Genomic DNA, 21,202 nt, shown 5'->3' with positions numbered 1-21,202 from the left:
AACCTCATAGCTAACAAGTCCCTCCATTTTGGTAACAACATGGATCTTGTTATCGCGCGTCCCGAAGGTTTGTACTGCCCCGCCGGCGATTTTTATATCGACCCGTGGCGGCCGGTAGAGCGTTCGGTCATCACCCACGCCCACGGCGACCATGCCCGAGGCGGCAACCAGCACTATCTGGCGGCCGCGCCCGGCGAAGGGATTTTGCGCGCGCGACTGGGTCAGGACATCAATCTGCAAACCCTGGCGTACGGCGAACGGTTGCTGCACCACGGCGTCACCCTGAGTTTCCATCCCGCCGGCCATGTGCTCGGCTCGGCGCAGGTGCGCCTGGAATACGGCGGCGAAGTCTGGGTCGCCTCGGGGGATTACAAGATCGAGCCCGACGGCACGTGCGCGCCGTTCGAACCGGTGCGTTGCCACACCTTCATCACCGAATCGACCTTCGGTCTGCCGATTTATCGCTGGCAACCCCAGGCGCAAGTCTTTGCCGAGATCAATCAGTGGTGGCAGGCCAACGCCGCCGAAGACAAGGCCAGCGTGCTGTTCTGCTATTCCTTCGGCAAAGCACAGCGGATTCTCCACGGCATCGACGCCAGCCTCGGTCCCATTCTGGTGCAAGGTGCCGTCGAGCCACTCAACCGGGTGTATCGCGAAAGCGGCGTTTATTTACCGCCGACGATCTACGCCGGTGACGTAAACAAGAGCGACCCGATCATGCGCAAGGCGCTCATCCTGGCCCCGCCTTCCGCTGGCGGCAGCACCTGGATGCGGCGCTTCGGTGACTACAGCGATGGCTTTGCCAGCGGCTGGATGCGTTTGCGCGGCACACGGCGGCGGCGCGGTGTGGACCGTGGCTTCGTGTTATCCGACCACGCCGACTGGCCGGGCTTGCTTTGGGCGATCGAGCAGACCGGTGCCGAGCGCGTCATGGTCACCCACGGTTCGGTGGCGGTCCTGGTGCGCCATTTGCGCGAACAAGGTCTGGATGCCCAAGGGTTCAACACCGAATACGGCGACGATGAAGAAGACATCGCAACCACCGAGCCCGAGAGCGCCGAGGTGCTGCCATGAAGGCCTTCGCCGAGTTGTATGCGGAACTGGATGCCACGACCTCGAGCAACGCCAAACTGGCGGCGATGCAACATTACTTCGCCCAGGCCGCGCCGGAAGACGCCGCATGGGCGGTGTACTTTCTGTCCGGCGGACGCCCTCGCCAACTGGTGCCGGTGCGCATCCTGCGTGAACTGGCCGTGGCGTATTCCGGCCTGTCGCCGTGGTTGTTCGAGGAGAGTTATCAGGCGGTCGGCGATCTGGCGGAAACCATCTCGCTGGTACTGCCCGAAACGCCCCACCGTTCCACCGACGGATTGGCGGTGTGGATCGAGGAAAAACTGCTGCCGTTGCGCGGCGAATCTCCCGAAGTGCTCGCCGAACAGTTGCCCGGACTCTGGTCGCAACTGGACCGCCCCAGCCTGATGCTCTGCATCAAACTGATCACCGGCAGTTTCCGCGTCGGCGTCTCAAAATTGTTGGTGACTCGAGCCCTGGCGGCCATGGCGCAGCTCGACAGCAAACGCGTGGCCCAGCGGCTGGTGGGTTACACCGACCTGTCCAATCGCCCGAGCGCGGCCAGTTACCTGAAACTGATCGCCGCCGAATCGTCGGACGAACATGCTCAGCGCGGCGGTCAGCCGTATCCGTTTTTTCTGGCACATGCACTGTCGCAACCGGTCGAACAGTTCGAAGGCTTGCTCGGCCCGGCCAGCCACTGGCAAGTGGAATGGAAGTGGGACGGCATCCGTGCCCAAGTGGTCAAGCGCGACGGCCGACTGTGGATCTGGTCGCGCGGTGAAGAGTTGGTCACCGAACGCTTTCCCGAACTCGACAGCCTGGTCCACGGCCTGCCCGACGGCACGGTGATCGACGGTGAAATCGTTGCGTGGAAAACCGCGCCACCGGATACCGAAGATGCCTTCGATCCACGGGCGCCAATGCCGCCCGCGGTGCAACCGTTCGCCCTGCTGCAACAGCGGATCGGCCGTAAAACCCTGGGCAAGAAAATCCTCGATGAAGTACCGGTGGTTGTCCTCGCCTATGACTTGCTGGAGTGGGCGGGCGAAGACTGGCGCAACCAGCCTCAAGCCAGGCGTCGCACCCAACTGGAACACGTCATCGCACACTGCAACAACCCGGTGTTACTGCCCTCCCCCGTGCTCACCGGTGAAGACTGGTTCGACCTCGCCCGCCAACGGGAAGCCTCCCGCAGCCTGGGCGTCGAAGGCATGATGCTCAAGGCCCGCGACGCCCTGTATGGGGTTGGCCGTACCAAAGACATGGGCGTCTGGTGGAAATGGAAAGTCGACCCGTTCAGCGTCGACGCGGTGCTGATCTATGCGCAGCGCGGGCATGGCCGCCGGGCCAGTCTCTACAGCGATTACACCTTCGCCGTGTGGGACGGCCCGTCCGACGCCAGCGAACGCACCTTGGTGCCGTTCGCCAAGGCCTATTCGGGGCTCACCGACGCAGAGATGCGCGAGGTTGACAGCATTGTGCGCAAGACTACCGTCGAAAAATTTGGACCGGTCAGCAGCGTGAAACCGAGCCTGGTGTTTGAATTGGGGTTTGAAGGGATTGCTCTGTCGAAGCGGCACAAGAGCGGGATAGCGGTGCGGTTTCCGCGGATGCTGCGGTGGCGGCAGGATAAATCGGTGGAAGAAGCTGACAATCTTGGAACCCTGCAGGATTTGCTGGGTTAACACGATCTCCTGTAGGAGCTGGCTTGCCAGCGATGGACGTCAACGATGACGCGCTTTTCCTGAAGAAACGCGGTGCTTTCAGATTCTTCGCTGGCAAGCCAGCTCCTACAAAAGCATGTGCATATGCTCGATACAGGTGCAGTCATTTACCGACGCCCGTTTTCGTGCATAAATCCCGCCCAGCCATTTCCTGAATCACCTTTTAAAACGCTTGTTCGGCACTCTGGTTCGGAAATTGCTACTTTCATTAGGTCTTACGCGTTCCAGTAACAATAATTTCTGCGCCACAAGCGCTCATATTGGTTCTTAGGGATTTGAATAATGAAAAAAGCATTGCTGACCCTTTCTGCACTGGCGTTGTGCATGGCTGCCGGCTCCGCGTTGGCCAAGGAGTACAAAGAACTGCGTTTTGGCGTTGACCCTTCCTATGCTCCGTTCGAGTCGAAAGCGGCCGACGGTAGCCTGGTCGGCTTCGACATCGATCTGGGGAACGCGATCTGCGCCGAGCTGAAGGTCAAGTGCAAATGGGTCGAAAGCGATTTCGACGGCATGATCCCAGGCCTGAAGGCCAATAAATTCGACGGTGTAATCTCTTCGATGACCGTCACCCCGGCCCGCGAAAAAGTCATCGACTTCTCCGACGAGCTGTTCTCCGGCCCAACCGCTTATGTGTTCAAGAAAGGCTCCGGCCTGACCGAAGACGTCGCTTCATTGAAGGGCAAGACCGTAGGCTACGAGCAAGGCACCATTCAGGAAGCCTACGCCAAGGCCGTACTGGACAAGGCTGGCGTGAAAACCCAGGCCTATCAGAACCAGGACCAGGTGTATTCAGACTTGATGTCCGGTCGCCTCGACGGGGCGATCCAGGACATGCTGCAAGCTGAACTGGGCTTTTTGAAGTCGCCTAAAGGCGAGGGCTACGAAGTCAGCAAGCCGGTCGACAGCGAATTGCTGCCGTCCAAAACAGCGATCGGTATCTCTAAAGGTAACAAAGACCTCAAAGAACTTTTGAATAAAGGTATCAAAGCGTTACACGACGATGGCACCTACGCCACCATTCAGAAGAAACACTTTGGCGATCTGAATCTGTACAGCGGCAAATAATGCCCGGCGCCCATCTCACGATGGGCGCTTTTTTCATCCGATCAGGTTGCTGATTTATGTTCGAAAACCTATTACAAAGCCTGGGGCTATCTGCCTTCAGCCTCAAGGGCTTCGGTCCGTTGCTGATGGAAGGCACCTGGATGACCATCAAATTGTCGGTGTTGTCACTTTTGCTGGCCGTATTGCTCGGCCTGCTCGGCGCCAGTGCCAAGCTGTCAAAAGTCAAACTGGTGCGCGTACCAGCCCAGCTCTACACCACGCTGATCCGCGGCGTGCCGGACCTGGTGCTGATGCTGTTGATCTTCTACAGCCTGCAAACCTGGCTGACGTCGTTTACCGATTTCATGGAATGGGAATACATCGAGATCAACCCGTTCAGCGCCGGGGTCATCACCCTGGGCTTCATTTATGGCGCGTACTTCACCGAAACTTTCCGTGGCGCGATCCTCGCGGTCCCCCGGGGTCAGGTCGAAGCCGCCACTGCGTATGGTCTCAAACGTGGCCAGCGTTTTCGTATCGTGGTGTTCCCGCAGATGATGCGCTTTGCCCTGCCGGGCATCGGTAACAACTGGATGGTGATGCTCAAGGCCACCGCGCTGGTGTCGATCATCGGCCTCGCTGACTTGGTCAAAGCGGCTCAGGACGCCGGTAAAAGCACCTATCAACTGTTTTACTTCCTGGTGCTTGCCGCGCTGATCTATCTTCTGATCACCAGCGCGTCCAACTTCGTCCTGCGCTGGCTCGAACGCCGTTACGCCGCCGGTTCCCGAGAGGCCGTACGATGATCGAACTCCTGCAGGAATACTGGAAACCCTTCCTCTACACCGACGGTTACACCATCACCGGCCTGGCCATGACCCTGTGGCTGCTCAGTGCGTCGATCTTCATCGGTTTCCTGGTGTCGATCCCGCTGTCCATCGCCCGGGTGTCGCCGCATTTCTACATTCGCTGGCCGGTGCAGTTCTACACCTATCTGTTCCGCGGGACGCCGCTGTATATCCAGTTGCTGATTTGTTACACCGGCATTTACAGCCTCGCCGCCGTGCGGGAGCAGCCCATACTCGATGCGTTCTTTCGCGACGCGATGAACTGCACCATCCTGGCTTTCGCCCTGAACACATGCGCCTACACCACGGAGATTTTCGCTGGGGCGATTCGCAGCATGGCACACGGTGAAGTCGAAGCCGCCAAGGCCTACGGTCTGACTGGCTGGAAGCTGTATGCCTACGTGATCATGCCTTCAGCCCTGCGTCGCTCGTTGCCTTATTACAGCAACGAAGTGATTCTGATGCTGCACTCGACCACCGTGGCGTTCACCGCGACCATCCCGGATGTCTTGAAAGTCGCCCGGGACGCCAACTCGGCGACCTTCCTGACCTTCCAGTCGTTCGGCATCGCCGCGCTGATCTACCTGACCGTTACCTTTGCGCTGGTCGGCCTGTTCCGCCTCGCCGAACGCCGATGGCTGGCGTTCCTCGGGCCGACCCACTAGGACTTGTCTGCTTCAGGAAACAAAGAATGCGCCACCAGATACATGACCTGCTGGCCCCGCTGCCGGGGACCGCACGACAGATTCACAGCTTCCACTTCGGCCCGACGTCGGCCCAAGGCAAGATCTACATCCAGGCGTCCCTGCACGCCGATGAAATGCCCGGCATGCTGGTCGCCTGGCACCTCAAACAGCGTCTGGCGGAGCTTGAAGCTGCCGGCCGCCTGCGCAGCGAAATCGTGCTGGTGCCGGTGGCCAACCCGGTCGGCCTCGAACAAGTGCTGATGGATGTGCCGCTGGGCCGTTACGAGCTCGAAAGCGGACAGAACTTCAACCGCTGGTTCGTCGATTTGAGCGAAGAGGTCGGCAATGAGATCGAAGGTCAGCTCGGCGACGATCCGCAGCGCAACCTCGAACTGATCCGCAGCACCCTGCGTCATGCACTGGCGCGACAGTCCGCCAGCACTCAACTGCAATCCCAGCGCCTGATCCTGCAACGACTGGCCTGTGATGCGGACATGGTGCTGGACCTGCATTGCGATTTCGAAGCGGTCGCGCACCTCTACACCACGCCCGAGGCCTGGCCCCAGGTCGAGCCGTTGGCCCGCTACATCGGTGCCGAAGCGAGTCTGCTGGCCACCGATTCCGGCGGCCGGTCGTTCGACGAATGCTTCACCCTGCTCTGGTGGCAGTTGCAGGAACGCTTCGGCGAGCACTTCGACATTCCGCTCGGTAGCTTCTCGGTCACCGTCGAATTGCGCGGCCAGGGTGACGTCAATCATCCATTGGCCAGCCTCGACTGCCAGGCGTTGCTCGATTACCTGACTCACTACGGCGCCATTGCCGGCGAACCGGCGCCCCTGCCGGAACTGCCGTATCCCGCCACGCCGCTGGCCGCCGTCGAACCGGTGGCCACGCCCGTGGGCGGTTTGCTGGTGTTCACCGCGCTGCCGGGGGAGTACCTCGAAGCCGGGCAACTGGTCGCCGAAATCATCGACCCGATCAATGATCGCGTCACCCCCATTCACTGCACAGTCGCCGGGCTGATGTACGCCCGCTCGCTGCGGCGCATGGCCACTGCCGGCATGGTGATCGCCCATGTCGCGGGCACCGAAGCCTATCGCCGCGGCTACCTACTTTCGCCTTGAGGATGCATGCCCCATGTACAAACTGACCATCGAAGGCCTGCATAAAAGCTATGGCGATCATCATGTGCTCAAAGGCGTTTCACTCAAGGCCAACACCGGCGACGTCATCAGTTTGATCGGCGCCAGCGGCTCGGGTAAAAGTACCTTTCTGCGCTGCATCAACTTTCTCGAACAACCCAACGACGGCGCCATGACCCTGGACGGTCAGAACATCCGCATGATCAAGGATCGCCACGGCATGCACGTGGCCGACGCCGATGAACTGCAGCGGATTCGCACCCGCCTGGCCATGGTGTTCCAGCACTTCAACCTGTGGAGCCACATGACCGTGCTGGAAAACATCACCATGGCCCCGCGCCGGGTGCTGGGTTGCAGCAAGCAGGAAGCCGAAGACCGCGCCCGTCGTTATCTCGACAAGGTCGGCCTGGCTGCACGCGTGGCGGACCAGTACCCGGCGTTTCTTTCCGGGGGTCAGCAACAACGGGTCGCCATTGCCCGCGCGTTGGCCATGGAACCGGAAGTCATGCTGTTCGACGAACCGACCTCGGCGCTCGATCCGGAGTTGGTGGGTGAAGTGCTCAGGGTGATCCAAGGCCTGGCCGAAGAAGGCCGGACCATGATCATGGTCACCCACGAAATGAGCTTCGCCCGCAAAGTGTCTAGTCAGGTGCTGTTTCTGCACCAGGGGCTGGTCGAGGAAGAAGGCGCGCCGGAGGACGTGCTGGGCAATCCGAAGAGTGAACGGTTGAAGCAGTTCCTCAGCGGCAACCTCAAGTAAGCCCCCGCCCCTTGTAGGAGCAGAGCTTGCTCGCGAAGGCGGTGTGTCAGGAAAGGAAGATATGGACTGACACACCGCATTCGCGAGCAAGCTCTGCTCCTACAGGTCTACGGCGATCAGGCAACCGGAGCGGGAGGCGGCTCATCCGGCAGGGTCGGCTCACCAGGTTCGGTGGGTTGTTCGTTGGGGGTATCGGGATCAGGCTGACCGGGGATGCCCCCCGCCATACTGATTGGCGGATGTGCCAACAAGGACCAGGCCAAAACGCCAACCTGATTGGGCTCAAGCCTTGCCAGTTCGGCACTTATTCGCGGATCGATCTTCATAAAGCACTCCTGAGCATTGGCCCCGTCCGCTGTACGCGAACCGGGCAGTACACCCCAGTAGAGTGTCTACCCGCTCAAGAATTCCCGCGACCTGCCAGATGAATCGATCAGGTGCGTGGCAGGGTCACGCCGCGTTGGCCCTGATACTTGCCGCCACGGTCCTTGTAGGACACTTCGCACTCTTCGTCGGATTCAAGGAACAGCATCTGCGCCACGCCTTCGTTGGCATAGATTTTCGCCGGCAGGTTAGTTGTGTTCGAGAATTCCAGGGTCACGTGCCCCTCCCACTCAGGCTCAAGCGGGGTGACGTTGACGATGATGCCGCAGCGGGCGTAGGTGCTTTTGCCCAGGCAGATGGTCAATACGTTGCGCGGAATACGGAAGTATTCGACGGTGCTGGCCAGGGCGAAAGAGTTCGGCGGGATGATGCAGACGTCGCTGTGGATGTCGACGAAGCTGCCGGCATCGAAATTTTTCGGGTCGACGATGGCCGAATTAATGTTGGTGAACACCTTGAAATGATTAGTGCAACGAACGTCGTAGCCGTAACTCGACACGCCGTAGGAGATCACACGGCTATCGTCGCTGCCGCGCACCTGGCGCTCGACGAACGGTTCGATCATGCCGTGCTCTTGCGCCATGCGGCGAATCCACTTGTCCGATTTGATGCTCATGGCGGGTGTCCTGAATAGCGAGGTGGAAAAAATCTGTCCGGCATCTTACCGGGCGCGCGCTTCGGGTTCAAAGACCGTGGCGCAATTCTCGACCATCCCCCGTAAATTCCGCAGCTTCGCCGCCATACGATGCACCGTCAGTCATGAAAACAGAGAAACCTTCGCAGGAAGCATTGGCACGTTCCGGAAAAAGGGTTAAGGTGGCGCCACTGTGCTGCTTGTGTCACTGAGAATCTCTACACGATATGTTGAATTTCGATCCAACCATCTACAAGAATTTTTCCTGCTCTTTGCACTCAGTCTCGGCCAGGGTTCTTCCTGCGTCGCAGTTATCTTTGTTCAAGGAGTTACACCATGTCTAATCGCCAAACTGGTACCGTTAAGTGGTTCAACGATGAAAAAGGCTTCGGCTTCATCACTCCACAATCCGGTGACGACCTGTTCGTTCACTTCAAAGCTATCCAATCCGACGGCTTCAAAAGCCTGAAAGAAGGCCAACAGGTTTCTTTCATCGCTACCCGCGGTCAGAAAGGCATGCAAGCTGAAGAAGTTCAAGTTATCTAACTTGTACTTGCTTTAGTAAAAAGCCCCGCCCTTAAAAGCGGGGCTTTTTTGTGCCTGTGTGTTTTTACCGGGCAAAAAAGATCGCAGCCTTCGACAGCTCCTACAGAATTTACGTCAATCCCTGTAGGAGCTGCCGAAGGCTGCGATCTTTTGATCTACCAAGCTTTACCAGGCTACGCCGAATCCTGCGGTGTAGCGGGTCTTCTCCAGATCCGCATCATCAGTACCGCTGATGATGTCTCGCTCGGCTTTCAGGTTAAGCGACGCCCAATCGGTCACTTTGTAGCGCAAGCCCATTTCGGCATCGAGTGAATAATCCGCCACGCCCGACAACGGCTTGCCCACTTCGCCATTGGTGAAGAACTCCACCTTCTTGCCAATCAGGTAGCGGTTGTAATCCCATTTCATCGCCAGGGAATAGAAGTTTTCCTTGGTGCCGTCGGAGAACTCGTAGTCGGTGCGGTTAACCAGCGAGCCCAGCGAGAATGCGCCTAGCTCGTCATCCCAGAACTGGTAACCCGGACCGGTACCGACGGTGCGCTGACGGGAGAGGTCTTCAACCTTGTCGCGTTTATAGACCGCGCGACCCTGCCAAAACCATTTCTCGGTCAGGAATCGGTCGAGCGAGTATTCGCCCCGCCAGTTGTCGCTGGCGACCACGTCATCCTGGAATTCACGGTTGTACTCGCCTTCGGCGATATGACGCCATCTGCCATGGCGCGCAGAAGTCTTGAAGTCGATATCGTAGTCATCGGTGTCCTTTTCCGCCCGCTGGTAATCCAGCGCCGCATCTATATTCCCTTTCCAGACCAGATCTTCGACGACCGGTTTGGGTTTGAGAATCTGCTGGATACTCGCCAGCTCGACCGTCTTCGGCGCCTCGCCGTTTTCCAGCGTCACCTTGCCGTCGTCTGCCGCATGCAGCGACCTGGCCTTCTCGCCTTTGTACGCATCCTGCTTGACCAGCAACTCCTGATCGCTTTCCAGGGTTTTGACCTGCTTCCAGTCGATAGGCACCGCGCCGGCGTACTCCGTCTGAATCAACAGTTTGCCGCCGTCGAACAGCGTGATCTTGCCGCTCAGTTTGTCACCGTTCTTCAACCAGACGGTATCGGCGAGCAAGGGCGTGGAAGCGCTCAAGACAGCGAGGCACAGCAGGGTTCTGGACACCATAAGCAAATACAGGCTCAAGTTTGCGAAAAAAGTCGGCATTATCCGAAGGAATAAGGCCCTAGCTTGGACTGACACGACTATTTCCATTGAGTTCATTTCTCAATGGGCGATCGAAGATTTACTCTACAGACGGTAATCCCGTGTAGGAGCGAGCTTGCTCGCGAAAAACGTCAGAACAACGCGTGCATTTAGACAACCCGCGTTATCGTTAACGACCATCGCGAGCAAGCTCGCTCCTACAGGAAGCTGGACGTGACCGACCCAACCACCGAAACAGAGAGTGCCGCGCAAATCCGACGCACGGCGCTCTATCTGACCCTGTCCCAGGTGCCCGAGGGCAAAGTCGTGAGTTATGGTCAGCTTGCCGAGCTGGCAGGACTGGGCCGCGCGGCGCGCTGGGTCGGTCGTACCCTGAGCCAGTTGCCCGGCGACACCAAACTGCCCTGGCACCGCGTGCTCGGTGCCGGCGGTCGGATCAGCCTGGCCGTGGGCAGTCCTTCAGGGGATGAGCAGCGCGCGCGATTACGCGCCGAAGGCATCAGTGTCCTGAATAATCGTGTTGATATTCAGCGCCATGGCTGGCGCCCGGTAGAGCACAGCGGTTAGAGTGCGCGCTTTGTTTCCGTAATCTTGAGGCAGACTTCAGCCCATGCCCCGTAAAACCTGGCGCGCCGCGCTCGCCGCCTATGCCAGCCCTTCAACACTTGTGCTGTTGTTGCTCGGTTTCGCCGCCGGCCTGCCCTACATGCTGGTGTTTTCGACACTTTCGGTCTGGTTGCGTGAAGCCGGTGTGGCTCGCGAAACCATCGGCTATGCAAGCCTGATCGGCCTGGCCTACGCCTTTAAATGGGTCTGGTCGCCGCTGCTCGACCAATGGCGCCTGCCATTCCTCGGCAAGCTCGGTCGCCGACGCTCGTGGCTGGTGCTTTCCCAGGCGCTGGTGATCCTCGGCCTGGTCGGGATGGGTTTCTGCGACCCGCAAAAGCATCTTTCCTGGCTTATCGCCATTGCGGTAGTTGTTGCCTTCGCCTCGGCGACGCAAGACATTGCCGTCGACGCCTATCGCCTGGAAATCGCCGACGATACTCGCCAGGCTGCCCTCGCCGCCAGTTACATGGCCGGCTATCGGATCGCGGCGCTGCTGGCAACGGCCGGCGCCCTGTTCTTCGCCGAAGGCTTCGGCTCCACCGGTTTCAACTACAAGCATTCGGCATGGGCCGGCACTTATCTGCTGTTTGGCGCCCTGATGGTCCCGGCGTTGCTGACCTCTTTCTTCATGCGTGAACCGCCAGTGCCGCTACGCACCCAACTGCAGGCCGGGCGCTACAGTTTTGTGCATCAACTGGCCTCGGTGTTCGTGCTGATCGTGCTGCTGGTGTCCGTTCCCGCGATGTTCACCCAGCTCTACAACACCGATTTCGCCAGCGTGCTGTTCGACGGCGTGAGCGTGCTCGACCTGTTGCTTGAAGACCGCGCATTCCTGCGGGCGATCCTCTACACCACGCTCACCGCGGTGTGCCTTTCGGCTGTGGGGCGCCGCGGCCTCGCACCAGTGCTGACCCCGGTCAACGATTTCATTCTGCGTTACCGCTGGCAGGCACTATTGCTGCTCGGACTGATCGCCACGTATCGGATGTCAGATACGGTCATGGGCGTGATGGCCAACGTGTTTTATATCGACCAGGGTTTCACCAAGGATCAGATTGCCAGCGTCAGCAAAATCTTCGGGCTGATCATGACATTGGTCGGCGCCGGCATGGGCGGCCTGCTGATCGTGCGCTTCGGCATTCTGCCGATCCTGTTCATCGGTGGCGTCATGTCGGCCGGGACTAATCTGCTGTTCCTGATGCTCGCCGACATGGGGGCGAACCTGAACATGCTGATTGGCACCATTTCCCTGGACAACTTCAGCTCGGGCCTGGCGACCTCGGCGTTCGTCGCCTACTTGTCGAGCCTGACCAACCTCAAGTTCTCTGCCACCCAATACGCCCTGCTCAGCTCGATCATGCTCTTGCTTCCACGCCTGATCGGTGGCTATTCGGGGGTCATGGTGGAAAAGTTCGGCTATCACAATTTCTTCCTGATCACCGCGCTGTTGGGTGTTCCGACGCTGCTGTTGATCGCCCTGCACTGGTTCCAGGAGAACCGCCGCGAAGGCCCGACACCAAGGCCTGAGCCGGTTCCGACCCAGGTCGCGGAAGAATCGTAGGAAGCATCGCAGTGGGTGGCGGGATTCCCGCCCTCCTGCCACACCACCGACCGCGCGCCTGTACGCCAGCAGATCTCGCCCGTACAATGCCCCGTCATTTCTCGTCATCAGCAACCGACAACGGCCAACCATGCGCACCAGTCAATTTTTGCTCGCCACACAGAAAGAAACGCCTTCCGACGCGGTCGTGATCAGCCATCAGCTGATGCTGCGCGCCGGCATGATCCGCAAACTCGCCTCGGGCCTGTACACCTGGCTACCAATGGGCTTGCGAGTGATGCGCAAGGTCGAAGCCGTCGTTCGTGAAGAAATGAACGCCGCGGGCTCTCTCGAAGTGTTGATGCCGAGTACTCAACCGGCTGAGCTGTGGCAGGAATCCGGTCGCTGGGAAGAATACGGCCCTGAATTGCTGCGCTTCAAGGATCGCCACGGTCGTGACTTCTGCGCCGGCCCGACCCACGAAGAAGTGATCACCGACCTGATGCGCAACGAGTTGAGCAGCTACAAACAGCTGCCGATCAACCTGTATCAGATCCAGACCAAATTCCGCGACGAAATCCGCCCACGCTTCGGTTTGATGCGCGGCCGCGAATTCATCATGAAGGACGCCTATTCGTTCCACGCTGACCAGCCTTCGCTGCAGGTCACCTACGACCGCATGCACCAGGCGTACTGCAACGTGTTCACCCGCCTGGGCCTGAAGTTCCGCCCCGTTGAAGCCGACAACGGCTCCATCGGCGGCGCCGGCTCCCACGAGTTCCACGTACTGGCCGAATCCGGCGAAGACGACATCGTCTTCAGCAACGGTTCCGAGTACGCCGCGAACATCGAGAAAGCCGAGGCCGTACCGCGTGAAACGTCGCGCGCCGCCCCGGCCGAAGAGCTGCGTCTGGTCGACACACCGAACGCCAAGACCATCGCGCAACTGGTCGAAGGCTTCAACCTGCCGATCGAGAAGACCATCAAGACCCTGGTGGTTCACGCTGAAGAGAAAGGCAAGCTGATTGCCCTGATCATCCGTGGCGACCACGAGCTGAACGAAATCAAGGCCTCCAACCAGCCAGGCGTTGCCAGCCCGCTGGTCATGGCTTCCGAAAGCGAATTGCGTGACGCGATTGGCGCCGGCGCTGGTTCTCTCGGCCCGTTGAACCTGCCGCTGCCGATCATCATCGACCGTTCCGTCGAGCTGATGAGCGACTTCGGTATCGGTGCGAACATCGACGACAAGCACTACTTCGGCGTGAACTGGGAGCGTGACCTGCCAGTTCCGACCGTTGCCGACCTGCGTAACGTCGTGGCTGGCGACCCTAGCCCTGACGGCAAAGGCACCCTGGAAATCAAGCGCGGCATCGAAGTCGGGCACATCTTCCAGCTGGGCAACAAGTACAGCAAAGCGATGAAGTGCGAAGTGCTGGGCGAAAACGGCAAGCCGGTCACCCTGGAAATGGGTTGCTACGGCATCGGCGTTTCCCGCGTGGTGGCAGCCGCCATCGAGCAGAACAACGACGAGAACGGGATCATCTGGAGCGACACACTGGCTCCATTCCAGATCGCGCTGGTACCACTGCGCTACGACAACGAGCAGGTTCGCGAAGCCACCGACAAGCTGTATGCAGAACTGACGGCAGCCGGCTTCGAAGTGCTACTGGACGATCGCGACAAGAAAACCAGCCCGGGCATCAAGTTCGCGGACATGGAGCTGATCGGCATTCCTCACCGGATCGTGGTCAGTGACCGCGGCCTCGCCGAAGGCAATCTGGAATACAAGAGCCGCACCGAGGCCGAGGCGCAAGCGCTGCCGGTCGCTGACGTGCTGTCCTTCCTCCAGGCCCGTATCCGCCGCTGACACCAGATAGAGAAGTCATGTTCAAGCGAAACACCTTAGGCCTCGGTGGTGCCGCCCTGTGCGGCACCCTGCTGGTCAGCGGCTGCGCCAATCACATGTCGCAACGCAGCGAGCACGAGGAACGTGTCGAGCGCAAATTGCTCGACCACAGCCTGCAGATCGATGTCGGTGAGCCCAAGGTGCTTGAGCTGCCGCAACGCCGGGTGAAAATCCACGAGCAGAAGACCTTCGAAGTCACCGAGTTCGAAGTCACGCGGCATTACGATCGCTACACGCCTTACCAACCCTGGCGGGAGATCTACGAGATCCCACTGGGCGCGGTGGCCGTGGTGGCCGGTGTCGGCGCGAACGTGGTCAACGTGTTCACCCTCGGCAACTTGCCGGATAGCGTGACCAAGGACTGGTTCAGTTACGGTTTCGCCGGGCTCAACCCGTTCATGAACGCGCCGTCTCACGGTCGTGCGCAGCAGAACCTGGCGGGTATCGACGAAGTCCAGCTCGACAAACGCACGGAATACTCGAGCCTGCCGTGGAGCGAGCGTCCGGTGGAGGTCAAGGCCGGCAAGGAAACGTTCGAGCTGAGCACCGACAAAAACGGTGTGTTGCGCCTGAACTTGCTGGACAGCCCGTTCGCCGAACATGACATCAATCACCTCAGCCGGCTGCTGATCAAGGTCGAAGACGGTCAGGACGATGTGCACAGCGACTCGTCCCTGGCAGTCAGCAGCTCGTTGCGCGGCAAACTGCTCGAAGCCCACGGGCTGATTTACGACGATCTTGAAGACGACGAAGTGAGCCAGTGGGTACACCGGGTCAAACGTCTGTCGGAGCTGGGTCTGGAAGAAGAAGCCAGCGAGCTGGAACAGAGCCTGATCGAGCTGACTCGCAACGATCCAGAGCTGCAGACCGAATTCCTCAAGTCGTTGACCAAGGATGCCGGGCGACTGGTGGCGGATCCGGGACCGAATTAAGCCCTTGCAGGAGCGAGCTTGCTCGCGATGGTGTGTCAGTCGACCGCAATGTGCCTGATATACCTTCGCGAGCAAGCTCGCTCCTACAATAGGTATGGCCTCACATCCACCGCAAATCTACCGCTCAAACAACTCCATCTGCTCAAACCCGCCCCGCAAATCCTCCAACCGCACCCCAATCCCCAACAACCGCACCGGCTTCCCGCCGCGATTGAACGCCTGGGTCAGCAACAGCTTATAACTCTGAAGATCCCGCCCTGCCCCGGCCTGCTCCAGCGTAGTCTGGGTAAAGTCATGGAATTTGACCTTGACGAACGGCTTGCCCGGCCGATAACTGTCGTCAATTCGCGCCATGCGGCCCGCCAGGGTTTCCAGCAACTCCGGTAATTTATCCAGGCAGCTCACCAGATCCGGCAGATCCACGTCGTACGTGTTTTCGACACTGATCGATTGCCGCCGACTGTCGTTGTGCACCAGCCGCTCATCGATCCCACGGGCCAGACTCCACAATCGCTCGCCAAAGCTGCCGAATTCACGCACCAGCGCCAACTTGTCCCATTCGCGCAAATGCGAGCAATCGACAATGCCGAGCCTGCCCAGTTTGTCGGCGGTTACTTTGCCCACGCCGTGCAGCTTGCTCACGGGCAAGCCACTGACAAAATCCTCGACCTGATCCGGTGTAATGACGAACAAACCATTGGGCTTTTTCCAGTCGCTGGCAATCTTGGCCAGGAACTTGTTCGGCGCCACGCCGGCCGAGACCGTGATATGCAACTGATTGGACACCCGTCGGCGGATGTCCTGGGCAATCCGAGTGGCGCTGCCGCCGAAGTACGCGCTGTCCGACACATCGAGGTAGGCCTCATCTAGGGAAAGCGGTTCGATCAGGTCGGTGTAATCGCGAAAGATCGTGTGAATTTCCTTCGACGCTTCTCGATAGGCGTCCATGCGCGGCTTGACGATGGTCAGGTCCGGACACAACTTCAAGGCGTGCCCGGAAGACATCGCCGAACGCACGCCATACGCCCGCGCTTCATAGTTGCAGGTGGCAATCACTCCGCGCCGATCCGCCGACCCGCCCACCGCCAGCGGTTTTCCGGCCAGGCGCGGGTCGTCACGCATCTCGATGGCAGCGTAGAAGCAGTCACAATCGACGTGGATGATTTTTCGCTGGGTCATATGAAAGCGGTATTCATGATGTAGAAAAGGAGGAAAGGCAGGCCGGATCGGCAGTATCTCACTGACACCTGTATATAGCACCAGTGGTCTGAATGTTCTTTCCCGCTCGTAGGAAAAGTCGTGGATGAATTTATTTTCTCAATCGAAAGACCACCTACGATAGAGCTGAAAGCCTTGCCATGCCTGACTCGCAGCCGATTACACCGTCGCACTTTCAAGCTAAGCGATTGAACCAGAACAGGTTTTATCCCGATTGAAGGTTGACAGCCCGGCGATCCTCTGTAGAATGCCGACACACAGACGCGGGATGGAGCAGTCTGGTAGCTCGTCGGGCTCATAACCCGAAGGTCGTCGGTTCAAATCCGGCTCCCGCAACCAAACATCAAAAAAGGCTACTCGAAAGAGTGGCCTTTTTTGTGCGCGTGAAGAAAACACCAATACTTGTAGGAGCGAGCTCGCGATGGTCGTGAACGATAACGCGTGAAATCAGATACCCCGTGGTGGCCATAGTTTTTCGCGAGCAAGCTCGCTCCTACAGACCTGACGAGAAATCGTTCTGATTCCGAAACTTAACGCTCCCCTGCGACCGTTCGCCGCTTATTCACGCTTATTTGACCGGGTTCCGCATTAACGGTTGACACACCGGCGTATCTCTATAGAATGCCGCCACACAGACGCGGGATGGAGCAGTCTGGTAGCTCGTCGGGCTCATAACCCGAAGGTCGTCGGTTCAAATCCGGCTCCCGCAACCAAACATCAAAAAAGGCTACTCGAAAGAGTGGCCTTTTTTGTATCTGTTGAAAAAGTCCTTTCGCAACAATGACCTGTCACTGTGTAGTGAAGCGTTCCGGATCTTCAATGCTGTGAGTTCAGACAATGCTGAATCGCAGACAGAACCCTCTACGACCCATGACATGCCATCGCCGCTTCACGGTGAGAGGCGTTAATATTTGTGATTATTTTTTTCTACAGGGATTGGTAACTTGGCTGGATACCCCCATCCTGTCGCGCACAATCCAAGAGGTGATTGATGCGCGCCAACTCGTCTGATCCACAAGACACTGTCACAGCGACACAACCCATCAAGCCCGAGCGTTTGCGCTTGCTTGATCGGGTCAGCAAGTATCGCCAGCCCATCGGTCTGGCGGTCACCCTGCTGTTGTTCGCGATCGCGCTGATTGCCTGTCGCCACTTGCTGAGCGAACTCGATCTGTACGCTCTGCACGACTCGATTCTTGAAGTACCGAAACCGGCACTGCTGGGCGCACTTGCGGCGACGGTCGTCGGCTTCATCATATTGCTCAGCTACGAATGGTCGGCCAGCCGCTATGCCGGCGTAACGCTGGCGCCGCGCATTCTTGCCCTCGGCGGGTTCACTGCATTCGCCATCGGCAATGCCATCGGTCTGTCGATGCTCTCGGGGGGCTCGGTTCGCTATCGTTTATATGCACGTCATGGTCTGGGGGCTTCGGAAGTCGCTCACATGACGCTGTTCGCCAGCCTCTCGCTCGGCTGCGCCCTGCCCCCGCTGGCTGCCCTCGCGACGCTCAGTAACCTGCCTGCTGCCTCGGCCGCCCTGGGCCTCTCTCAGATGCTGCTGGCTGCGGTTGCCGCTGCGGTGTTGCTGCTGTTTACCGTATTGGCCGTCGGCATCTATCGCCGACGTCTGCCGGAGCAGCCTTATCCGGACAACCTGCTGGTCAAGGTCGGTCGTCGCACCTTGCGCCTTCCGGGCCGCCGCCTGACGTTCCTGCAACTGATCATTACTGCCCTCGACGTCGCAGCTGCCGCGACCGTGCTTTATCTGTTGCTGCCGGAAGCGCCGCCCTTCGGCGCGTTCCTGCTGGTGTACCTGCTTGCGTTGGCCGCCGGCGTGCTCAGCCATGTTCCCGGCGGTGTCGGGGTATTCGAAGCGATTCTGCTGGCCGCCTTCGCCGACAAACTCGGCGCTGCACCGCTGGCCGCCGCGCTGCTGCTCTATCGCCTGATCTACGTGGTGCTGCCGCTACTGGTCGCGTGCGTGCTGCTGCTGATCAACGAAGGCCAGCGCCTGTTTCAGACCCGTCAGTCTTTGCGCGCTGCCTCCGGTCTGGCCGCGCCGATTCTGGCGGTGCTGGTGTTCCTGTCCGGCGTGGTGTTGCTGTTCTCCGGCGTGACCCCCGAAATCGATACGCGCCTGGAACACATCGGCTTTCTGATTCCCCATCGACTGGTCGACGCTTCGCACTTCGGCGCCAGCCTGGTCGGTGTACTTTGCCTGTTGCTGGCTCAAGGCCTGCGCCGCAGACTGTCGGCCGCCTGGATGCTCACCACCATTCTGTTGCTGGTCGGTGCCGTGCTCTCGCTGCTCAAAGGCTTCGACTGGGAAGAAGCCTGCCTGATGACCCTGACCGCGAGCCTGCTGGGGGTTTTCCGGCGCTCGTTCTATCGCCCGAGCCGTTTGACCGAACTGCCGTTCTCGCCGCTGTATCTGGTGTCGAGCCTGTGCGTGCTCGGTGCATCGATCTGGCTGCTGCTGTTCGCTTATCAGGACGTTCCGTACAGCCATCAACTCTGGTGGCAGTTCACCCTCGACGCCGACGCCCCGCGTGGCTTGCGCTCGCTGCTCGGCGCCGCCGTGCTGCTGGTGGTGGTGTCCCTGACCTGGCTGCTGCGCACCGCGCGCCCGGTGATCCACCTGCCCACACCGGATGAGCTGGACCGCGCGGTAAAAATCCTGATGGCCTCCGCGCAACCGGATGGCGGCCTGGCCCTGACCGGCGACAAGGCGCTGCTGTTTCACCCCAATGACGAGGCGTTCCTGATGTACGCCCGCCGTGGGCGCAGCCTCGTGGCCTTGTACGACCCGATCGGCCCGACCCAGCCACGGGCGGAAATGATCTGGCAGTTCCGCGACCTCTGTGACATCCACCATGCCCGGCCCGTGTTCTATCAAGTCCGCGCGGAAAACCTGCCGTACTACATGGACATCGGCCTGACCGCGATCAAGCTCGGCGAAGAAGCCCGTGTCGATCTGCAGCGCTTTGATCTCGAAGCCAAGGGCAAAGAGATGAAAGACCTGCGCTACACCTGGAACCGTGGCACCCGTGATGGCCTGTCGCTGGAAATCCATGAGCCGGGACATGCGCCGATGGATGAGCTCAAGGTGATTTCCGATGCCTGGCTGACCGGCAAGAACGTGCGCGAGAAAGGCTTCTCCCTCGGCCGTTTCAGTGATGACTACCTCAAGCATTTCCGCGTCGCGGTGATTCGTTTTGAAGGACGCCCGGTGGCGTTCGCCAATTTGCTCGAGACTTACGGCCATGACCTGGCCAGCCTCGACCTGATGCGCGCACACCCCGACGCCCCCAAGCTGACCATGGAGTTCATGATGGTCGGCCTGATTCAACATTATAAAAATCATGGATACGCGCGCTTCAGCCTGGGCATGGTGCCGTTGTCGGGGTTGCAACCCCGTCGCGGCGCACCACTGACCCAGCGTCTGGGCTCAATGGTATTCCGCCGTGGAGAGCAGCTCTACAACTTCCAAGGCTTGCGCCGCTTCAAAGACAAGTTCCAGCCTGACTGGGAACCCCGTTATATGGCCGTGCCCGCCGGACTCGATCCGCTGGTTGCCCTGGCCGACACTGCTGCCCTGATTGCGGGCGGCTTGACTGGATTGGTGAAACGCTGATGATTCAACGCTCCTTGCGGTACGTACTGGCCACTCTGGTAGTGCTGGCCCTGATTCTCGGTGGCGGTTACTGGTACCTCAAACGCCCGGCACCAGAACCGACCCTCGAACTGCTGACACCGGCCGGCGGCGCCGCGATGACCCGCGTCATCCCCGGCAACACGCCACGCACCCAGGTGCTGGTGGCGGTCAATGAAGACCAGAAGCTCAGCGACAAACAATTGATGACCCTCAGCCGCACCGGCTCGGCGCAGATCGTTCAGGTGATCCTGCCCAAGGAATGCCTGCTGCAAAGCCGCGCCCTGCAAGCGGGCCTGAGAGAACTCAAAGGCCCGGCGACCCTGGTCAGCGGCATCGGCCCTGGCGCTGTGCTGGCGTGGCGCTGGTTGTCCGAGCAGAAGGACGACAAGTCCCAGGCGGTTTCGGTGGACCTGGCACTGGAAAAACCCGGCTGCACGCACCTGCTACCGAAAAGCGCCGCTCACGGTCACTGGCTGGTGGCGTGGAACGACAACCCGGACGACACCAGCGCCGGCTTCGTGCGCGACCAACCCAACGCCGAAACCAGCATCAGCGACTACGACATCAACCTGCCGCAAGTGCTGAACAACGAACTGCGCAAGCTCCTCGTCGGTGGCGACAAAGCCGCTGGCGGCCTGCAGATTCCAGTGGTTGAAGTCCCGGCCGGCCAGGCCAAGGACACCGTCACCCTGTTCCTGTCCGGCGACGGCGGCTGGCGCGACCTGGACCGCGATGTGGCGGGCGAAATGGCCAAGATCGGCTACCCGGTGGTCGGCATCGACACCCTGCGCTACTACTGGCAGCACAAGAGCCCGGAGCAAAGCGCGCTGGACCTCGCCGAACTGATGCAACACTACCGGCAGAAATGGGGCACCAAGCGCTTCATCCTGACCGGCTACTCGTTCGGTGCCGACGTATTGCCAGCGATCTACAACCGCCTGGAAGCATCGGAACAGCAACGCGTCGACGCAATCATCCTGCTGGCCTTCGCCCGCACCGGCAGCTTCGAGATCGAAGTCGAAGGCTGGCTCGGCAACGCCGGCAAAGAAGCCGCCACCGGCCCGGAAATGGCCAAGCTGCCGCCGGAGAAAGTGGTGTGCATCTTCGGTGAAGAGGAAATCGACGAAAGCGGCTGCACCGACAAGACCGCCGTGGGCGAAGCCATCAAACTGCCCGGCGGCCACCACTTCGACGAAAACTACCCGAAACTGGCCCAGCGGTTGGTGGATGTGATCGAGAAGCGTCAAGCGAAGGAGGCGGCGGCTGAGTAGGAGCGAGCTTGCTCGCG

At 59.8% G+C, this 21,202-nt stretch carries 18 protein-coding genes and 2 tRNA genes; 16 read left to right on the top strand and 4 right to left on the bottom strand.

Annotated elements, in window-relative coordinates; translation table 11 throughout:
* Window positions 1-39 precede the first annotated feature (39 nt).
* The 7 genes from ACA066_RS06210 to ACA066_RS06180 all read left to right on the top strand — a co-directional run bounded on the left by ACA066_RS06210 (window position 40) and on the right by ACA066_RS06180 (window position 7,278).
* On the top strand, window positions 40-1,074 hold the full coding sequence (locus ACA066_RS06210; protein WP_497698531.1) for a ligase-associated DNA damage response exonuclease: 1,035 nt from the start codon (window positions 40-42) through the stop codon (window positions 1,072-1,074).
* Entirely contained in the window at window positions 1,071-2,759 is a 1,689-nt protein-coding gene (locus ACA066_RS06205; RefSeq protein ID WP_497698530.1) for an ATP-dependent DNA ligase, read from the top strand. The genes ACA066_RS06210 and ACA066_RS06205 overlap by 4 nt, the downstream gene beginning before the upstream one ends.
* Window positions 2,760-3,080: 321 nt before the next feature.
* Window positions 3,081-3,863: a transporter substrate-binding domain-containing protein gene (locus tag ACA066_RS06200; RefSeq protein ID WP_497698529.1), complete on the top strand. Its 783-nt coding sequence runs from the start codon at window positions 3,081-3,083 to the stop codon at window positions 3,861-3,863.
* A 56-nt stretch (window positions 3,864-3,919) separates the two neighbouring features.
* Window positions 3,920-4,648 carry an ABC transporter permease gene (locus ACA066_RS06195; RefSeq protein ID WP_497698528.1) on the top strand — a complete coding sequence of 243 codons (729 nt, stop codon included), beginning with the start codon at window positions 3,920-3,922 and terminating at the stop codon, window positions 4,646-4,648.
* Window positions 4,645-5,355, top strand: coding sequence for an ABC transporter permease (locus ACA066_RS06190; RefSeq protein WP_497698527.1), 711 nt, complete (start codon window positions 4,645-4,647; stop codon window positions 5,353-5,355). The genes ACA066_RS06195 and ACA066_RS06190 overlap by 4 nt, the downstream gene beginning before the upstream one ends.
* A 26-nt stretch (window positions 5,356-5,381) precedes the next feature.
* Window positions 5,382-6,500 (top strand): succinylglutamate desuccinylase/aspartoacylase family protein, encoded by a 1,119-nt coding sequence (locus ACA066_RS06185; RefSeq protein WP_497698526.1) that lies wholly within the window; start codon window positions 5,382-5,384, stop codon window positions 6,498-6,500.
* A gap of 13 nt (window positions 6,501-6,513) precedes the next feature.
* Entirely contained in the window at window positions 6,514-7,278 is a 765-nt protein-coding gene (locus tag ACA066_RS06180) for an ABC transporter ATP-binding protein (RefSeq protein WP_462007233.1), read from the top strand.
* Between the two features lie 116 nt (window positions 7,279-7,394).
* Here the strand turns inward: ACA066_RS06180 and ACA066_RS06175 are convergent, their stop codons facing one another.
* Window positions 7,395-7,604 (bottom strand): hypothetical protein, encoded by a 210-nt coding sequence (locus ACA066_RS06175; protein ID WP_017336784.1) that lies wholly within the window; start codon window positions 7,602-7,604, stop codon window positions 7,395-7,397.
* Window positions 7,605-7,711: 107 nt separating this feature from the next.
* On the bottom strand, window positions 7,712-8,278 hold the full coding sequence (gene dcd, locus ACA066_RS06170) for a dCTP deaminase (protein WP_007904652.1): 567 nt from the start codon (window positions 8,276-8,278) through the stop codon (window positions 7,712-7,714).
* A 354-nt stretch (window positions 8,279-8,632) separates the two neighbouring features.
* Between dcd and ACA066_RS06165 the strand changes: the two genes are divergently transcribed.
* Window positions 8,633-8,842, top strand: a complete 210-nt coding sequence (locus ACA066_RS06165) for a cold-shock protein (protein ID WP_002554837.1) — start codon at window positions 8,633-8,635, stop codon at window positions 8,840-8,842.
* Between the two features lie 165 nt (window positions 8,843-9,007).
* Here ACA066_RS06165 and ACA066_RS06160 read toward each other — a convergent pair whose 3' ends face one another.
* The gene (locus ACA066_RS06160) at window positions 9,008-10,015 is read right to left on the bottom strand and encodes a DUF481 domain-containing protein (protein WP_497698525.1); all 1,008 of its coding nucleotides are present in this window, start codon (window positions 10,013-10,015) and stop codon (window positions 9,008-9,010) included.
* 252 nt (window positions 10,016-10,267) lie between these two features.
* On the opposite strand from ACA066_RS06160, the gene ACA066_RS06155 reads away from it, so the two are divergent.
* From ACA066_RS06155 to ACA066_RS06140, 4 genes are all read left to right on the top strand, one after another.
* Complete coding sequence (locus ACA066_RS06155) at window positions 10,268-10,621, top strand: MGMT family protein (RefSeq protein WP_497698524.1); 354 nt, start codon at window positions 10,268-10,270, stop codon at window positions 10,619-10,621.
* 43 nt (window positions 10,622-10,664) lie between these two features.
* Window positions 10,665-12,224, top strand: a complete 1,560-nt coding sequence (locus ACA066_RS06150) for an AmpG family muropeptide MFS transporter (protein ID WP_497698523.1) — start codon at window positions 10,665-10,667, stop codon at window positions 12,222-12,224.
* Between the two features lie 130 nt (window positions 12,225-12,354).
* The gene (locus ACA066_RS06145; protein WP_497402323.1) at window positions 12,355-14,070 is read left to right on the top strand and encodes a proline--tRNA ligase; all 1,716 of its coding nucleotides are present in this window, start codon (window positions 12,355-12,357) and stop codon (window positions 14,068-14,070) included.
* Window positions 14,071-14,087: 17 nt separating this feature from the next.
* Entirely contained in the window at window positions 14,088-15,041 is a 954-nt protein-coding gene (locus ACA066_RS06140; protein WP_497698522.1) for a hypothetical protein, read from the top strand.
* A gap of 117 nt (window positions 15,042-15,158) precedes the next feature.
* Here the strand turns inward: ACA066_RS06140 and dinB are convergent, their stop codons facing one another.
* Window positions 15,159-16,220 (bottom strand): DNA polymerase IV, encoded by a 1,062-nt coding sequence (gene dinB, locus ACA066_RS06135; protein ID WP_497698521.1) that lies wholly within the window; start codon window positions 16,218-16,220, stop codon window positions 15,159-15,161.
* Between the two features lie 301 nt (window positions 16,221-16,521).
* Between dinB and ACA066_RS06130 the strand changes: the two genes are divergently transcribed.
* The 4 genes from ACA066_RS06130 to ACA066_RS06115 all read left to right on the top strand — a co-directional run bounded on the left by ACA066_RS06130 (window position 16,522) and on the right by ACA066_RS06115 (window position 21,185).
* Window positions 16,522-16,598: transfer RNA gene (locus tag ACA066_RS06130), tRNA-Met, on the top strand.
* Between the two features lie 297 nt (window positions 16,599-16,895).
* Window positions 16,896-16,972: transfer RNA gene (locus tag ACA066_RS06125), tRNA-Met, on the top strand.
* Window positions 16,973-17,250: 278 nt separating this feature from the next.
* Complete coding sequence (gene mprF / locus ACA066_RS06120) at window positions 17,251-19,893, top strand: bifunctional lysylphosphatidylglycerol flippase/synthetase MprF (protein WP_497698520.1); 2,643 nt, start codon at window positions 17,251-17,253, stop codon at window positions 19,891-19,893.
* Complete coding sequence (locus tag ACA066_RS06115; protein WP_497698519.1) at window positions 19,893-21,185, top strand: virulence factor family protein; 1,293 nt, start codon at window positions 19,893-19,895, stop codon at window positions 21,183-21,185. Before mprF ends, ACA066_RS06115 begins: the two co-directional genes overlap by 1 nt.
* Window positions 21,186-21,202: the final 17 nt, after the last annotated feature.

This window comes from Pseudomonas sp. LBUM1651 (assembly GCF_059716135.1).
The sequence above is the reverse complement of the archived record's forward strand: the minus strand, read 5'-3'. Positions and strand labels throughout refer to the sequence as shown.

Excerpts from the sequence above, each read along its gene's own strand:
- ACA066_RS06195 (WP_497698528.1), top strand. The coding sequence starts at position 3,920 with ATGTTCGAAAACCTATTACAAAGCCTGGGGCTATCTGCCTTCAGCCTC.
- ACA066_RS06165 (WP_002554837.1), top strand. The coding sequence starts at position 8,633 with ATGTCTAATCGCCAAACTGGTACCGTTAAGTGGTTCAACGATGAAAAA.
- ACA066_RS06115 (WP_497698519.1), top strand. The coding sequence starts at position 19,893 with ATGATTCAACGCTCCTTGCGGTACGTACTGGCCACTCTGGTAGTGCTG.
- ACA066_RS06150 (WP_497698523.1), top strand. The coding sequence starts at position 10,665 with ATGCCCCGTAAAACCTGGCGCGCCGCGCTCGCCGCCTATGCCAGCCCT.
- ACA066_RS06210 (WP_497698531.1), top strand. The coding sequence starts at position 40 with ATGGATCTTGTTATCGCGCGTCCCGAAGGTTTGTACTGCCCCGCCGGC.
- dinB (WP_497698521.1), bottom strand. The coding sequence starts at position 16,220 with ATGACCCAGCGAAAAATCATCCACGTCGATTGTGACTGCTTCTACGCT.
- ACA066_RS06140 (WP_497698522.1), top strand. The coding sequence starts at position 14,088 with ATGTTCAAGCGAAACACCTTAGGCCTCGGTGGTGCCGCCCTGTGCGGC.
- ACA066_RS06160 (WP_497698525.1), bottom strand. The coding sequence starts at position 10,015 with ATGGTGTCCAGAACCCTGCTGTGCCTCGCTGTCTTGAGCGCTTCCACG.
- ACA066_RS06190 (WP_497698527.1), top strand. The coding sequence starts at position 4,645 with ATGATCGAACTCCTGCAGGAATACTGGAAACCCTTCCTCTACACCGAC.
- ACA066_RS06145 (WP_497402323.1), top strand. The coding sequence starts at position 12,355 with ATGCGCACCAGTCAATTTTTGCTCGCCACACAGAAAGAAACGCCTTCC.
- dcd (WP_007904652.1), bottom strand. The coding sequence starts at position 8,278 with ATGAGCATCAAATCGGACAAGTGGATTCGCCGCATGGCGCAAGAGCAC.
- ACA066_RS06185 (WP_497698526.1), top strand. The coding sequence starts at position 5,382 with ATGCGCCACCAGATACATGACCTGCTGGCCCCGCTGCCGGGGACCGCA.
- ACA066_RS06175 (WP_017336784.1), bottom strand. The coding sequence starts at position 7,604 with ATGAAGATCGATCCGCGAATAAGTGCCGAACTGGCAAGGCTTGAGCCC.
- ACA066_RS06205 (WP_497698530.1), top strand. The coding sequence starts at position 1,071 with ATGAAGGCCTTCGCCGAGTTGTATGCGGAACTGGATGCCACGACCTCG.
- mprF (WP_497698520.1), top strand. The coding sequence starts at position 17,251 with ATGCGCGCCAACTCGTCTGATCCACAAGACACTGTCACAGCGACACAA.
- ACA066_RS06200 (WP_497698529.1), top strand. The coding sequence starts at position 3,081 with ATGAAAAAAGCATTGCTGACCCTTTCTGCACTGGCGTTGTGCATGGCT.
- ACA066_RS06180 (WP_462007233.1), top strand. The coding sequence starts at position 6,514 with ATGTACAAACTGACCATCGAAGGCCTGCATAAAAGCTATGGCGATCAT.